This is a genomic window from Microbacterium sp. (assembly GCF_035277845.1).
Lineage (GTDB): Bacteria > Actinomycetota > Actinomycetes > Actinomycetales > Microbacteriaceae > Microbacterium.
In genome coordinates, this window is the sequence record NZ_DATEJS010000365.1 from 1 (window position 1) to 14,173 (window position 14,173).

The 14,173-nt window shown below is 71.7% G+C and carries 10 protein-coding genes; 4 read left to right on the top strand and 6 right to left on the bottom strand.

The window, feature by feature from the left end; all coding sequences use genetic code 11:
* Both VJR25_RS16170 and VJR25_RS16175 read right to left on the bottom strand, forming a co-directional pair.
* On the bottom strand, window positions 1-207 hold a 207-nt coding region (locus VJR25_RS16170; RefSeq protein WP_324116877.1), incomplete at its 3' end, for a hypothetical protein.
* Between the two features lie 221 nt (window positions 208-428).
* Window positions 429-2,318: an FAD-binding monooxygenase gene (locus tag VJR25_RS16175; protein ID WP_324116879.1), complete on the bottom strand. Its 1,890-nt coding sequence runs from the start codon at window positions 2,316-2,318 to the stop codon at window positions 429-431.
* A gap of 211 nt (window positions 2,319-2,529) precedes the next feature.
* Here VJR25_RS16175 and VJR25_RS16180 point away from each other — a divergent pair, with 211 nt between their 5' ends.
* On the top strand, window positions 2,530-3,240 hold the full coding sequence (locus VJR25_RS16180; protein ID WP_324116881.1) for an IclR family transcriptional regulator: 711 nt from the start codon (window positions 2,530-2,532) through the stop codon (window positions 3,238-3,240).
* Window positions 3,241-3,367: 127 nt separating this feature from the next.
* Here the strand turns inward: VJR25_RS16180 and VJR25_RS16185 are convergent, their stop codons facing one another.
* The 4 genes from VJR25_RS16185 to VJR25_RS16200 all read right to left on the bottom strand — a co-directional run bounded on the left by VJR25_RS16185 (window position 3,368) and on the right by VJR25_RS16200 (window position 10,186).
* Window positions 3,368-3,961 carry a TetR/AcrR family transcriptional regulator gene (locus VJR25_RS16185; protein WP_324116884.1) on the bottom strand — a complete coding sequence of 198 codons (594 nt, stop codon included), beginning with the start codon at window positions 3,959-3,961 and terminating at the stop codon, window positions 3,368-3,370.
* Window positions 3,958-5,790, bottom strand: coding sequence for an ATP-binding cassette domain-containing protein (locus VJR25_RS16190; protein ID WP_324116886.1), 1,833 nt, complete (start codon window positions 5,788-5,790; stop codon window positions 3,958-3,960). Before VJR25_RS16190 ends, VJR25_RS16185 begins: the two co-directional genes overlap by 4 nt.
* Window positions 5,790-7,142, bottom strand: coding sequence for an ABC transporter permease (locus tag VJR25_RS16195; protein ID WP_324116888.1), 1,353 nt, complete (start codon window positions 7,140-7,142; stop codon window positions 5,790-5,792). The genes VJR25_RS16190 and VJR25_RS16195 overlap by 1 nt, the downstream gene beginning before the upstream one ends.
* Window positions 7,143-7,231: 89 nt before the next feature.
* Window positions 7,232-10,186, bottom strand: coding sequence for a cytochrome P450 (locus tag VJR25_RS16200; protein WP_324116890.1), 2,955 nt, complete (start codon window positions 10,184-10,186; stop codon window positions 7,232-7,234).
* 202 nt (window positions 10,187-10,388) lie between these two features.
* Here VJR25_RS16200 and VJR25_RS16205 point away from each other — a divergent pair, with 202 nt between their 5' ends.
* From VJR25_RS16205 to hpaE, 3 genes are read left to right on the top strand one after another with little or no spacing between them, the layout of a single operon-like run.
* Window positions 10,389-11,888 carry a fumarylacetoacetate hydrolase family protein gene (locus tag VJR25_RS16205; protein ID WP_324116892.1) on the top strand — a complete coding sequence of 500 codons (1,500 nt, stop codon included), beginning with the start codon at window positions 10,389-10,391 and terminating at the stop codon, window positions 11,886-11,888.
* Window positions 11,885-12,559: a GntR family transcriptional regulator gene (locus VJR25_RS16210; RefSeq protein ID WP_414683809.1), complete on the top strand. Its 675-nt coding sequence runs from the start codon at window positions 11,885-11,887 to the stop codon at window positions 12,557-12,559. The genes VJR25_RS16205 and VJR25_RS16210 overlap by 4 nt, the downstream gene beginning before the upstream one ends.
* Before the next feature lie 22 nt (window positions 12,560-12,581).
* Window positions 12,582-14,087 (top strand): 5-carboxymethyl-2-hydroxymuconate semialdehyde dehydrogenase, encoded by a 1,506-nt coding sequence (gene hpaE, locus VJR25_RS16215; protein ID WP_324116894.1) that lies wholly within the window; start codon window positions 12,582-12,584, stop codon window positions 14,085-14,087.
* Window positions 14,088-14,173: the final 86 nt, after the last annotated feature.

The following is a 14,173-nucleotide window of genomic DNA, read 5'->3' on the forward strand; positions in this document are numbered from 1 at the left end:
CACGAAGTTCCCCGCGTTCGAGTGCGCGACCAGCACGGAGCCCGGACGGATGCCGGCGGCGTACCCGTCGAGCACCGCCGCGACCGAGGCTGCGACGTGCGGCACCGCCGCCCCGACCGCATGCCCGCGGCGCGTCAGCTCGAGTGCGAACGGCTCCAGCACCGACGCCGGCAGGAACACGCTTCCGAGCAGGCTGATGGACGCCACTCCGCGATGCTATCCCCGGCATCCCCGGCCCCGCCCGGCATCCCCGGCTCCGCCCGGCATCCCCGGCTCCGCCCGGCGCCACCCGCGAACCCTCACCCACGTACGCGAACCCTCACCGGAATACGACCTGACGGCGTATTCCGGTGAGGGTTCGCGTATTCCTGTAGAGGTTCGCGACCGCGGCATCGGCGCGCGGGGCGCCGGCGACGAGGCGCGGGATGTCAGTCCTGGGGCAGCAGGCAGCCGGCGAAGAAGTCCGCGAGCTCCGCACGCACCGTGAGCGGGAAGACGCCGGACACGTAGTGGTCGGGGCGCACCACGACCACGACGCCGTCGCGGGAGATGCCGCGCTCCTCGAAGATGTCGTCGTCCGGCAGGGCCGCGTAGACCTTCTCGTAGTCCATCAGGTCGAACGGGGCGTGGTGCGGGCGGAAGATGCCCGGCGCCTCGATGACCTCGACCTCGCTGTGCGGCTGCTGGTACACGACCTTCACGTCGAAGACGGCGTCGAGGTCGGCGCCGGACGGCGTGAAGCGCGGCACCGGGGATGCCGGGTCCTGCTTCAGCCAGCGGGCGAAGTCCTTGAGGGCCGAGTCCTCGTGCTGGCCGGGGCGGTCGGCGAATGCGTAGATGCGCCAGCGGCCGTCGGCCCGGTGGTGGTGTCCCAGGTGTGCGGGGTTGCCTTCGGCGACGCGGGCGACGCGCGCCGACTTGAACCGCTTGCCGATCGGGAAGCCGGTCGCGAGCTCGGGGGTGGAGGCATCCGACACGATCATCGACGGCGCGTACTCGGTGAGGAACCCGGCCGGGAACTCGGCGGTGCGCACGTAGAAGTCCTCGAGCTCGGTGGGGTCGTCGAGGTCCTCGGGCTTGGTGGCCATGAGCGCGGACCACGTGCGGTCGAAGTCGATGAGGTTCTGCGCGACCACGTGGCGCTCGGCGGAGTACGTGGCCAGCAGGCTCTGCGGGGCCATGCCGGAGCACACGTGCCCGAGCTTCCAGCCGATGTTCCATCCGTCCTGGATCGACACGTTCATGCCCTGACCCGCCTTGGCGCTGTGCGTGTGGCACGCGTCGCCGCCGATGAACACGCGCGGCAGGCGCTGCCCGATCTCTTCGACCGGCACGTCGTCGAAGCGGTCCGTCACGCGGTGACCGACCTCGTAGACGCTGTGCCAGGGCACGTCCTTCACGTCGAGCGTGTAGGGATGCAGGATCTCGTTCGCCTTGGCGATGATCTGCTCGAGCGTCGTCTGCCGCACCGATCCGCGCTCGGCCTCGTTCACGTCGCCGAGGTCGACGTAGAGGCGGAACAGGTACCCGCCCTCGCGGGGGATCAGCAGGATGTTGCCCGCCTCGGACTGGATGGAGCATTTGGTGCGGATGTCCGGGAAGTCGGTGTTGGCGAGGGTGTCCATGACGCCCCACGCGTGGTTGGCCTGCTGGCCGATGTGCACCGCGCCGATGGAGTCGCGCACGGCACTGCGGGCGCCGTCCCCGCCGATCACATACTTGGCGTGCACGACGCGCTGCGTGCCGGCATCCGGACCCGCGGTGCGGGTGAGGGTCACGGCGACGGGGTAGTCCCCCTCGGTGCCCACCTCGAGGCCCTCGAACTCCCAGCCGAAGTCGGGCACGAGCCGGGTGGGCGCGTTGCGGGCGGACTCGGCGAAGTAGTCGAGCACGCGCGCCTGGTTCACGATGAGGTGCGGGAACTCGCTGATGCCCGACGGGTCGTCGGGGGCCACGGCGGCGCGCACGATGCGGGCGGGGTCTTCGGGGTCCGGCTTCCAGAACGCCATCTCGGTGATCCAGTAGGCCTCGGCGATGATCGCCTCCGCGAACCCGAACGCCTGGAACGTCTCGACGCTGCGGGCCTGAATGCCGTCCGCCTGGCCGATCTTCAACCGCCCGTCACGGCGCTCGATGATGCGCGTGTGCACGTTCGGGAACTGGGCGAGCTGCGCCGCCGTCACGATGCCGGCCGGACCGGACCCGACGATCAGCACGTCCATCTCGTCGGGGAGCTCGGCGGGACGCTCGAGACCGATCCCGGCCGCCGGCTGCACGCGCGGGTCGGTCGAGACGTAGCCGTGGTGGTGGAACTGCATCGGTGCCTCCTTGCCCGTCTTTGGGCGCTTGCGCCCGTGGCGGGCGTGTTCCATAATCGAACAAGCTGTTCTGGTATAGAACAGATCGTATACGACGGGCGCGAGGGAGGCAAGAGATGCCGCGAGGCTGCACGACCCGGTGGGCCGGTGTACAGGGGAAATCGGCGCATCCGCCGGCCCGGAACCACCGAATCGACACGGGAGCCTGTACATGAGCCCGGCCCCGACCCAGCCGCCCGGATCGCAGACCCTGAGCCGCGGCATCCGGATCCTGGAGATCCTGTCGGATGCCCGCGAACCGCTCACGATCGACGAGATCGCCCGGCGGCTCGGCGTGCACCGGTCGGTCGCGTACCGGCTGCTGCGCACCCTCGAGGACCACGGGCTCGTCACCCGTGACGACGGCGGCCGGGTCGACCTCGGCGCCCGGCTCGCGGCCCTGGCGGCCGGAGTCGCGCACGATCTGCAGGCCGAGGCGCTGCCGGAGCTCACCGCCGTGGCGAACGACCTGGCCATGACCTGCTTCATCGCGGTGCTCGATCGGGACGAGGCGCTCACGCTCATCTCCGTCGAACCGCGGCACGCGATCGCGTCGGTGGCGCAGCGCCCCGGGTCGCGGCATCCGGTGGCGGCGGGCGCTCCGGGCAAGGCGATCCTCGCCCAGCTGCCGCCGACCCAGTGGCCGCCCGGCGTGACCGCGGGGTTCGCCGCCGAGGTGCAGGATGCCGCCGTGCAGGGATTCGCGCAGAGCCACGACGAGGTCATCCCGTCGCTGCGCGCGGTCGCCGTGCCGCTGCCGCTGCGCGGACGGCCCCCGGCGGCGCTCGCGGTCGTGTATCTCGCGAGCGACCTGGACGTGGGCGACATCGCCGCGCGCCTGGCGGCGGCATCCGACTCGATCCGGGGCGCCCTCGGCGGCTGAGCTGCGGGACCGGTGCGTTTCGTCTCGTCGCTGCGCTCCTCGCGGGGCGACCAGTGGGAGAAGTCGCCCATCTCGGTCGCTGAGCGAGCGAAGCGAGCCGAAACGCAGTGGCCCGCACCGGCTCGGCTCACCGGCCGGCGGGCGAATCCGGCAACGGCCCGGTCAGGTACCCCTGCACGGTGGGGGCGATGTGGTCCACCACCCAGTCCGGATCGGCGGAGGCGAGGGGCTCCCAGCGCAGGATGTAGCGGGTGAGCACGAGCCCGGTGATCTGACTGGCGAGCAGCGCCGCGCGGGTGTCGATCCGGTCGTCGGGGCTGAACCGCGTCACGACGGGGCGCACCGCCCGCTCCAGCACGAAGGTGCGCACCTGTCCGGCGAGCACGGTGTTGCGGGTCGCGCTGCGCACCACGGCGCTGAGCACCGACGCGTGGGCGTCCCATGTGCGCACGAGCGCGGTCAGCAGCTGGCGAGCGGCATCCGACGCGTCGGCGTCGAGCACCGGCGCGATGACGTCGGCGGGGTCGATCTGAAGGGCCGTGACCGCCTGGAACAGACCGCCCTTCGAGCCGAAGTAGTGCGCGATCATCGCCGGGTCGACGCCGGCGCGCTGCGCGATCTCGCGTGTGGTGCCGTCGACGCCGCGGTCGGCGAAGACCTCGCGGGCGGCCTCCAGGATCTGCTGCCGCGTGGTCGACGGGCCGCGGCGACGCCCGCTCATGCGGCGTCCTCGGCTGCGATGGCGCCGGCGCTGTCGAGCAGCACCACGGTCTCCTCGAGGGTCGCCGGCACCGGTTCCACCGTGGCGGGGATGCCGCCGAGCACGTCGAGAACGCGCTCTCGCAGCGCCCCGGCATCCTCCCCGCGCCCCCTCGCGGCGACGCGGATGTCGCGCCCGCTCAGCATGATCGGCAGGTCGGAGCGGTCGAGGGCGGCGAACGCGCGCTGCCAGTCCTCGCTGTGCACGAGCACCGCGACGGCTCCCCCGATGAGGTCGGCGACCGTGCCGCGGCCGACGACGCGACCCTGCGAGAGCAGCACGAGGCTCGTGCACTGCTCGGCCTCCTGCAGGTAGTGGGTGGTGACGATGACCGCACGGCCGGCATCCGCCTGCGCGTGGATCGTGTCCCACAGTCGAGCCCGCCCCAGCGGGTCGACGCCCGACGTGGGTTCGTCGAGCACGAGCAGCTCGGGATCGTGGCTGAGCGCGAGCGCGAACGCGAGCTGCCGCTGACGGCCGAGGCCGATGTCGGCGACGACCCTGGAGCGCACCTCGCGCAGGGCCGGCGGCAGGTGCGGCGCCGGCACCCCGTAGACGCGGGAGAGGAAGGCGGCGTTCTCCCGGACGCTCAACGTCGTGTAGAGCCCGAGGCCCTGCGGCACGTAGCCGAGCCGGCGCCGCGACGCGTTGTCCGGCGCGCGGCCGAACAGCGTCACCTCGCCGCCGTCGCCGTGCTCCAGCCCGAGCATGACGCGCAGCAGCGTGGTCTTCCCCGCGCCGTTGGCGCCGATGAGCCCGACGATCTCGCCGGGGTGCACGTCCAGGGTGACGTCGTCGACGGCGGTGGCGTGTCCGAAGCGCTTGACCACCCCCTGTGCGGACGCGGTGGGGGATGCCCCCGGTCCCGGATGCCCGGGCGAATGACCCGAGCCGCGGCGCCGGCGTTCCGCCCGCCCCTCGGCGATCCCGACGGATCCGCCCGGCTCGGCACCGGCCGCGAGCGACAGGGCGATGAGCGCATCCTCGAAGTCCGGCGGGTCGATCGGCGTCGCGCCGCCCGCATCCGACCCGGACGGGGTCCAGACGTGCCGCTCGGTGCCCCGGCGCCAGGCCCGCCCGGCGAGGTCTGCCGGCAGGGCGGCATCCGCATCCGCGATCCGCCCGACCGAGCCGGGCACGGCGGCGATGATCTCGTCGGGGGTGCCCGTGGCGAGCGTGCGACCGGATGCGAGGGCGAGAACCGAGGCCGCGCGCAGCGCCTCGTCGAGGTAGGTCGTGGCCATGACGACCGTCGTCCCCTCCCCCGCCGTCGCCGAGATGAGCCGCCAGAGCTCGAGCCGGCTGACCGGGTCGACGCCGGTGCTCGGCTCGTCGAGCAGCACCAGCGACGGCTCGTGCAGGATCGCGAGCACGAAGCCGAGCTTCTGCCGCATGCCTCCGGAGAGGTCGTGCCCCAGCCGGCGGCGCGCCGCGATGAGCCCGGCGCGCTCCAGCAGCTCGGCGGACCGGGACCGGATGTCGGCCGTGGCCATGCCGTACGAGCGCCCGACGAAGTCGACGTTCTCATCCACGGTGAGCGTCGGCCACACGCCGGAGGTCGCGGGCTGGTAGCCGATGGCCGCGCGGTCGAGCGTGCGCACGTCGCCGGCGTCCGCGCGCACGCGGTTGGCGAGCACGCGCAGCAGCGTCGACTTGCCGGCACCGTCCCCGCCGACGATCGCGGTGACCTGCCCGGGGCGGGCTTCGAGCGTGACGTCCGCGAGGGCGGTGGTGTGCCCGAACCGGACGGTGAGCGCGTCGACGCCGAGGATGCCGGATGCCGTGCGCATCACGCCACCGTGCTCTCGGTCGCCGCGCCCTCGACGGTCGCGCGGCGCGACGCGTGACGGACGCGGCTCGGGGCGGCCTCGGCCGGGGCATCCCCGCCCGTGTGCCTCTGCCGCACCGGCGAGATGCTGCGGCTGAGCCGCACGACGGCGAGCCCGAAGATGACGACGGCCATCGCGGCGAGGATCACGAGCGGGAACCACAGCGAATCCCAGCCGGCGCCTCGGATCATCACGCCCTGAGACACCATCGTGAACCACGTGAGCGGCAGGCAGTAGCCGATCCAGCGCACGCCCGCGGCCATCGCGGAGAGCGGGAAGATCATGCCGGACAGCAGGATCTGCGGCAGCAGGATCATGAACGCGAGCTGGATCGCCTGCCCGGTCGTCTTGGACACGGACGAGATGAGCACCCCGAGCCCGAGCACGACGAACAGGAAGAGGGCCGCACCCACCGCGAAGATCGCCGGGTTGCCGTTGAACGGCACGCCGAACAGCAGCAGCCCCAGGGTCGTGATGAGCGCCATGTCGAAGCACGCCAGCAGGAAGTAGGGCGTGATCTTGCCGAGCACCACGGCGGCCGCGCGCAGGGGCATGACCGCCAGCTGCTCGAGGGTGCCGGCCTCGCGCTCGCGCACCAGCCCGATCGACGTGATGATCGTGCCGATGAAGGTGAGGATGAGTCCGATGATCGCCGGGATCATCACCCACGACGTCTTCAGGTCGGGGTTGAAGAGGGTGGAGACGGTGATCTTCGGCAGCTGCGGGGCGGATGCCTGGGGCGCCGTTGCGGCCGGAGGCTGTGCGCCCCGCTGAGTCTGCTGGGACGGGGACTGCTGGGACTGAGCTTGCTGCTGCGCCTGAGCTTGCGCTTGGGCCTGCTGCTGGGCGGCACGCGCCTGCGCTTGCGCGGCCTGTTGGGCGAGCTGCTGCTGCACCTCCGCGAAGATCGTCCGCGCGCCCTGTGCGGCGAACAGGTTGGACCCGTCGATGTAGACGTGGGCGTTGAGGGTGCCGCTGCCCGGGCTCGAGCTGGAGGCGGATCCCGACGCGGAGAACGCGTAGATCGCCACGTCCGCCCGGTCGTCGCGGAGGTCGGTGGCGGCGTCGCTCTCGGTGCCGGACGTCTTGGTCGTGACGACGGTCAGGTGGTCTTTGAGCTTCGCGTTGTCGTCGATGAGCTTGGTGACGCTCTTCGCGTCGCTGCCGTACACCGCGACAGTCAGGTGGTCGACGGTGAAGTTGGCCGCGTAGCCGAAGATGATCAGCAGCAGCAGCGGCATCACGATGAGCAGGGCGAGCGTGCGCCGGTCACGGCGCAGTTCCTGGAACTCCTTGAGCATGATCGCGCGCATGGTGACCTCCTGGCGCCATAATTCACCGGTTGATGAATTCCGTCAAGAGGGTGCCCTCGCGTCGATGTCGGAGGCAACCCGCTGCGCCGTCACGCCCGCACGGCGAGGTCGGCCAGCACCCCCTGCAGCCACTCCACCGCGGCATCCCGAGCGCACATCGCGCCGCCGGCGTCGTGCCGTCCGTACTCGCCGAACCGCTCTGCGCCGCGCGCAGCGAGGGCCTCGTCGAGCAGCTCGCTGCCCCGCGAGTAGGTCTTCGCGTAGCTGCGATCGCCCATGCCGAACACGGCATACGCGAGCCCGGTGAGGTCCACCCCTCCGGCGGCGAGCGCCTGGTGGAACGGCCGGGCGAGCGTCGGGACCTCCCCGTCTCCGTAGGTGGAGCACACCAGCAGGTGGGTGCGCGTCACGTCGAGGTCGCCCGGAGCGATGCCGGCCAGGTCGTGCACCCGCACATCGGCCGCGGGGCCGAGCGCGTCCCGCAATTCGGACGCCACGAACTCCGCACCGCCGGACTCGGTGCCGAACAGGATCGTGAACCGGCCCTCCGCGGCAAAGTCGGACAGCCCCGACCCGTCCGGCTGCGGCAGCACGATGCCCTGGTCGCGCGCCGTCTCCAGCTGCTCGGCGCGGGTGGGCAGCTTCTCGCGCTCGCGGTCCGGTGCCGACCCGAGCCGCTCCCGCAGATCGATGCGGCGCCAGCCGTCGAAGTCGACCTCTCCCCGGGTCGGCGCCCAGCCCGGGGCGCGGCCGGGTACGATGCGTCCCGCCGCGATGTCGTCGGCGATGAGCCGGGCGAGGGCCCGGGCGTCCAGCCGCTGGTCCGGGATGCTGCCGCGCGGACCGCGCCGCAGCCAGCCGGCGACATACAGGCCGGGCTCCGCCCGCCCGTCCGGATACGTGCCCGGATCGACGAGCGCGCCCGGATCCGTGCCGAAGCCGATGGCCGTGATGACGCCCGTCGCCGGAATCGTCACGCGCGACCCGCGGCCGGCCTCGAACTCCATGCCCTCGACGCTCTCGTCGCCGAGCACCGCGGCCGGGGTCAGCCCGAACCGCCATTCGACGGTGATCCGCTCGGCGCCGGGCGCGACCGAGGCCGCGGCCAGCGCGTGCACGGCATCCACCCGGGCGTCCCTGCCGGTCGCGGGCAGCTCGTCGAGCCCGTGCACGACGTGCCGGATGCCGGGCAGGCCGGCGATCTCGCGCACCAGCACCGGGTCGAACTTCGCGTGCGGCACCGCGCTGCGCCCGACGACGTGCAGAGTGCGCACGTCCCCCGCGAGGGCGGCGAGTGCCGTGTCCGACACGTCCGAACCGGAGAGACCCTCGCCGTCCCGGGCGAGCAGGCGAACGATGTCCATCGCGACGTTCCCGTGCCCCACCACGACCACGTCCGTGCCGAGCGACACCAGGTCCGTCTCGTCCGGGTGGGTGTTCAGCAGCCGGGTGATGCGGCCGGCGCCGTGCACCCCGTCGAGGTCGCCGCCGGGCACCGGCAGCAGCGGGTCCGCGTGCATCCCGGTGGCGATCACCACCGCGTCGAACCGCTGCCTCAGCACCGACAGCGGCACGTCGGCGCCGATCCGCACGTTGCCGTGGAACCGCACCCCCTCGGCGGTGAACAGCCGGTCGAACTGCCGGGTCACCGACTTCATGCCCTGGTGGTCGGCCGCGACCCCGTACCGCACCAGTCCGTACGGCGTCGGCAGCTCGTCGATCACGTCGATCTCGGCAGCGGGGAAGGTGCGGCGAAGCGCCTGGGCCGAGAAGCTGCCCGCCGGCCCCGACCCCACGATCGCGATGCGGGGCGCGGCATCCGACACCGGCTCGACCCGGGTGGATGCCGGCGCCGGCTCAGCGACCCGCGACCAGCCCACCGGCAGCGCCGTCATCCCGCGGGACACCCAGCCGCGCATCTGCGCCTCACCCTCCACACGCAGGCCGTCGAGGCGGCCGAACAGCATCGGCAGCGCGATGTCGGCGACCTCCGCCCGTGCCACCCAGGCGCCGAGGCAGGTGTGCACGCCCTTGCCGAACGCCAGGTGCGGCTCGACCTCGCGCCGCAGGTCGAAGGCGGCCGCATCCGGCCACACGGTCTCGTCTCGGTTGGCCGAGAGCACGCAGATGCCGAGCTTCGCCCCGGCGGGAAGCTCGACGCCTGCCAGCACCGTGTCGCGGGTGACCTGCCGCGGGTACATGCCGACCGGCGCGACCCAGCGGATCGCCTCCTCGAACGCGGCGTGCCACAGCGACGGGTCGGATGCCGACGCCGCACGCTGCTCGGGATGGGTCAGCAGCGCCCACGCCGTCACGCCGATCGCGTCACGCGGCTCGGTGAGCCCGGCGCCGATCGTCATCTTCACATTCGCCCGGATCCGCTCGACCGGCATGGAGTAGCCGGGGAGGCGCAGCAGCGTCGACAGCAGCGACTGGTTCGGGTGTGCGGCATGCCACGGCAGCAGCTCGTCGAGCGCGGCATCCACCTCGTCGAACGAACGCCGGCCGGCCGCCCGCACCACGGGGTCGTCGGCATCGGCGCCTGCCGCGTCGGTCATCGTCTGCGCCCAGCGCTGCAGATCCTGCTGCGACGCGTTGTGCAGCCCGATGATCTCCCGCAGGTTCTCGGCCGCGTACGGTGCGGCGAACTCCTGCACGAGGTCCGCGCCCGGCCCCGCCGCGACCAGCCGGTCGAAGCACTTGTCGGCGTTGCGCTGGAACGTCGCCGTCCAGATGCGCTGCACGGCACCGGGTCGCAGCGCCGGCTGCCAGGCGGTGCGCTCGAGGTGATGCTCGGGGTCGTCGCGGCCCAGCATCGAGTGCCCCATCGCCCGGACGTGCAGCGATCCCTCCTCGTTCGCGGAGTAGGTGTCCTGGTCGATCGCGGTCTCACGCACGGCGGCGTAGCTCGTGACGAGGTACCTGCCGACGGCCGGAACCCAGTGCACGCCGCCCTCGGCGCGCAGGCGTCCGAAGATCGGAAACGGGTCCGTGTGCAGGTCGGCGATCGTCACCCAGTCGGCGATCGGAGCACGCGCTCCCATCTCAGATCGTCGGGCCGCAGACGAGGAAGGACGCGTCGGCAGCACTGCTCATATGACCCCCGTGCCAAAAGCTTCGATTCGCCTCTTGTCGAGACGACGGGTGATCGTATACGATTTCAAATACCACCACCGCGGTTGCAACTCTGCTCACGCTACTCCGGGCGCCGGGCAGGTCAAGGGCCGAAATCGAGCGAGGGGGCTCATGTCCGAAACAGCACAGGCTGACGCACGATTCGCGGGTCTTCCGGGCCGCCCCGGCAAGATCATCGCGATCCACCTCAGCTATGCCTCGCGCGCCGATCAGCGCGGCCGCCGGCCGGCCGATCCGAGCTACTTCTTCAAGCCGTCGAGCTCCGTCGCCGCCACCGGTTCCGAGATCGTCCGCCCCGCCGGCACAGAACTCCTCGCCTTCGAGGGCGAGATCGCGATCGTCATCGGCACCCCCGCCAAGAACGTGGCGCTGGAGGATGCCTGGAGCCACGTCGGCTGGGTCACCGCCGCCAACGACTTCGGCCTGTACGACCTGCGCGCCAACGACAAGGGCTCCAACGTCCGCTCCAAGGGCGGCGACGGCTACACCCCCATCGGGGCGCAGCTGATCGACGCCCGCACGATCGACCCGGCCGCCCTGCGTCTGCGCACCTGGGTCAACGGCCAGGTCGTGCAGGACGACACCACGGCGGGCCTCATCTTCCCGCTCGCCCAGTTCGTCGCCGACCTGTCGCAGCACTTCACCCTCGAGGTCGGCGACGTCATCCTCACCGGCACCCCGGCGGGTTCGTCCGTGGTCCGCCCCGGCGACGTCGTCGAGGTCGAGGTGGATGCCCCCGACGTCGACGGATGCCCCACGTCCGGACGCCTGGTCACCACCGTCGTGCAGGGCACCGGCATCGGCTTCGACGGCGCGATCGGCTCGCTCCCCCAGGTCGACGACACCCAGCGCGCCGAGGCGTGGGGGTCGCGCGAACTCGCCGGACTTCCCGAGGTCGTCGGGCCCGTCGACGCCGCCCCGGCGCTGAGCCCCGAGCTGCGCGCCAAGCTGGAGGCCGTCCCGGTGGCCGGGCTCTCCCAGCAGCTGCGCAAGCGGGGCCTCGACAACGTCACGATCGACGGCGTCGCTCCCCTGCATCCGGAGGCGAAGCTCGTCGGCACCGCGAAGACCCTGCGGTTCGTCCCCAACCGCGAAGACCTCTTCACGAGCCACGGCGGCGGCTACAACGCGCAGAAGCGCGCGTTCGACGCCGTCCGCGAGGGCGAGGTCATCGTGATCGAGGCGCGTGGCGAGGCGGGGTCCGGCACGCTCGGCGACATCCTCGCGATCCGTGCGAACGCGCAGCACGCCGCCGGCATCGTCACCGACGGCGGCGTCCGCGACCACGACGCCGTCGCCGCGGTCGGCATCCCGGTGTACAGCAACGGCGCCCACCCCGCCGTGCTCGGGCGCAAGCATGTGCCCTGGGACCACGACATCACGATCGCCTGCGGCGGTGCCACGGTGCAGCCGGGCGACGTCATCGTCGGCGACAACGACGGCGTCATCGTCATCCCGCCCGCCCTCGTCGAGGAGGTCGTCGACGCGGCCCTCGCCCAGGAGGACGAGGATGCCTGGATCGCCGCCAAGGTGGCGGAGGGGCATCCCGTCGACGGCCTCTTCCCGATGAACGCCGCCTGGCGCGCGATCTACGACCAGGAGCACGCGTGAGCACCGTGGCCGCCGTCAGCAAATCCGAACTCGCCTACGAGTACATGCACGACCGCATCAGCGCGGGCGACTACAGCCCGGGCTACCGGCTCGTGCTCGGCTCCATCGCCGCCGAGCTGAGCATGAGCGTCGTGCCGGTGCGCGAAGCGGTGCGGCGGCTGGAGGCCGAGGGTCTCGTCACGTTCGAGCGCAACGTCGGCGCCCGGGTCGCCCTCGTCGACGAGAGCGAGTACGTCTTCACCATGCAGACCCTCGGGCTCGTCGAAGGGGCGGCGACCGCGCTGTCGGCGCCGCTGCTGACCCCCGACGTGCTGGATGCCGCGCAGGCCGTCAACGAGCGCATGCACACCCTGCTCGAGCACTTCGACCCGCACGTGTTCACGGTGCTCAACCAGCAGTTCCACTCGCTGCTGTACGAGCCCTGCCCGAACCCGCACATCCTCGACCTGGTGCAGCGCGGCTGGGGACGCCTCGGCCGCCTGCGCGACTCCACGTTCGCGTTCGTCCCCGGGCGTGCGCACCACTCCGTCGACGAGCACACCGAGATCATCGAGCTGATCCGCCGCGGCGCCGATCCGCTCGAGATCGAGCTCGCCGCCCGAAACCACCGCTGGCGCACGATGGACGCGTTCATCGCCGCCCGGCACTCCGACATCCACGACCACCACTGACCACCCCCATCCGGAGGAATCGATGAGCGATTACACCCAGGCGCACGTCCCCGCCGACCTGCCCACCCGCATCCAGCACTACATCGACGGAGAGTTCGTCGACTCGGTGGACGGCGACACCTTCGACGTGCTCGACCCGGTGTCGAACGAGACCTACCTCAAGGCCGCCGCGGGCAAGAAGGCGGACGTCGACAAGGCCGTCGCCGCCGCCAAGCGCGCATTCGACGAGGGCCCCTGGCCGCGGATGCTTCCCCGCGAGCGCTCGCGCGTGCTGCACAAGATCGCCGACATCGTCGAGTCGCGCGACGCGCGCCTCGCGGAGCTCGAGTCCTTCGACTCCGGCCTGCCGATCACGCAGGCACTCGGCCAGGCCCGCCGCGCCGCCGAGAACTTCCGCTTCTTCGCCGACCTGATCGTGGCGCAGGCGGACGACACCTTCAAGGTGCCGGGCCGCCAGATCAACTACGTGAACCGCAAGCCGATCGGCGTCGCGGGCCTCATCACCCCGTGGAACACGCCGTTCATGCTCGAGTCGTGGAAGCTCGGCCCGGCGCTCGCGACCGGCAATACGGTGGTGCTGAAGCCCGCCGAGTTCACGCCGCTGTCGGCATCCCTCTGGGCCGGCATCTTCGAGGAGGCGGGCCTGCCCAAGGGCGTCTTCAACCTCGTCAACGGCCTCGGCGAGGATGCCGGCGACGCACTCGTGAAGCACCCCGACGTGCCGCTCATCTCGTTCACGGGCGAGTCGAGCACCGGCCAGCTGATCTTCGGCAACGCGGCGCCCTACCTCAAGGGGCTGTCGATGGAGCTCGGCGGCAAGTCGCCGGCCGTCGTCTTCGCCGACGCGGACCTGGATGCCGCCATCGACGCCACGATCTTCGGCGTGTTCTCGCTCAACGGCGAGCGCTGCACCGCCGGCAGCCGCATCCTCGTGCAGCGCGACGTGTACGACGAGTTCGTGGAGCGCTACGCCGCGCAGGCCCAGCGCGTGAAGGTCGGCTACCCGCACGACCCGCAGACCGAAGTCGGCGCGCTCGTGCACCCGGAGCACTACGACAAGGTGATGAGCTACGTCGAGATCGGCAAGGGCGAGGGACGTCTCGTCGCCGGCGGCGGCCGCCCGGACGGCTTCGACACCGGGAACTTCGTCGCCCCGACGGTGTTCGCGGACGTGTCGCCGGATGCCCGCATCTTCCAGGAGGAGATCTTCGGCCCGGTCGTCGCGATCACCCCGTTCGACACCGACGAGGAGGCGCTGGCCCTCGCCAACAACACCAAGTACGGTCTCGCCGCGTACATCTGGACCAACGACCTCAAGCGCGCGCACAACTTCTCGCAGGGCGTCGAGGCGGGCATGGTGTGGCTGAACAGCAACAACGTGCGGGACCTCCGCACCCCGTTCGGCGGCGTGAAGGCCTCCGGCCTCGGTCACGAGGGCGGCTACCGCTCGATCGACTTCTACACCGACCAGCAGGCCGTGCACATCACCCTCGGCAAGGTGCACAACCCCACCTTCGGCAAGCACTGAAAGAACACAACCACCGGTCGTTGAGCGAGGAGCGAAGCGACGAGACGAAACGCATGTACCTCACGAGGTCACTGCGTTTCGACTCG

Bases quoted from the DNA above. Each gene is read 5' to 3' on its own strand.
- VJR25_RS16175 (WP_324116879.1), bottom strand. From the start codon at position 2,318: ATGCAGTTCCACCACCACGGCTACGTCTCGACCGACCCGCGCGTGCAG.
- VJR25_RS16180 (WP_324116881.1), top strand. From the start codon at position 2,530: ATGAGCCCGGCCCCGACCCAGCCGCCCGGATCGCAGACCCTGAGCCGC.
- VJR25_RS16185 (WP_324116884.1), bottom strand. From the start codon at position 3,961: ATGAGCGGGCGTCGCCGCGGCCCGTCGACCACGCGGCAGCAGATCCTG.
- VJR25_RS16190 (WP_324116886.1), bottom strand. From the start codon at position 5,790: ATGCGCACGGCATCCGGCATCCTCGGCGTCGACGCGCTCACCGTCCGG.
- VJR25_RS16195 (WP_324116888.1), bottom strand. From the start codon at position 7,142: ATGCGCGCGATCATGCTCAAGGAGTTCCAGGAACTGCGCCGTGACCGG.
- VJR25_RS16200 (WP_324116890.1), bottom strand. From the start codon at position 10,186: ATGGGAGCGCGTGCTCCGATCGCCGACTGGGTGACGATCGCCGACCTG.
- VJR25_RS16205 (WP_324116892.1), top strand. From the start codon at position 10,389: ATGTCCGAAACAGCACAGGCTGACGCACGATTCGCGGGTCTTCCGGGC.
- hpaE (WP_324116894.1), top strand. From the start codon at position 12,582: ATGAGCGATTACACCCAGGCGCACGTCCCCGCCGACCTGCCCACCCGC.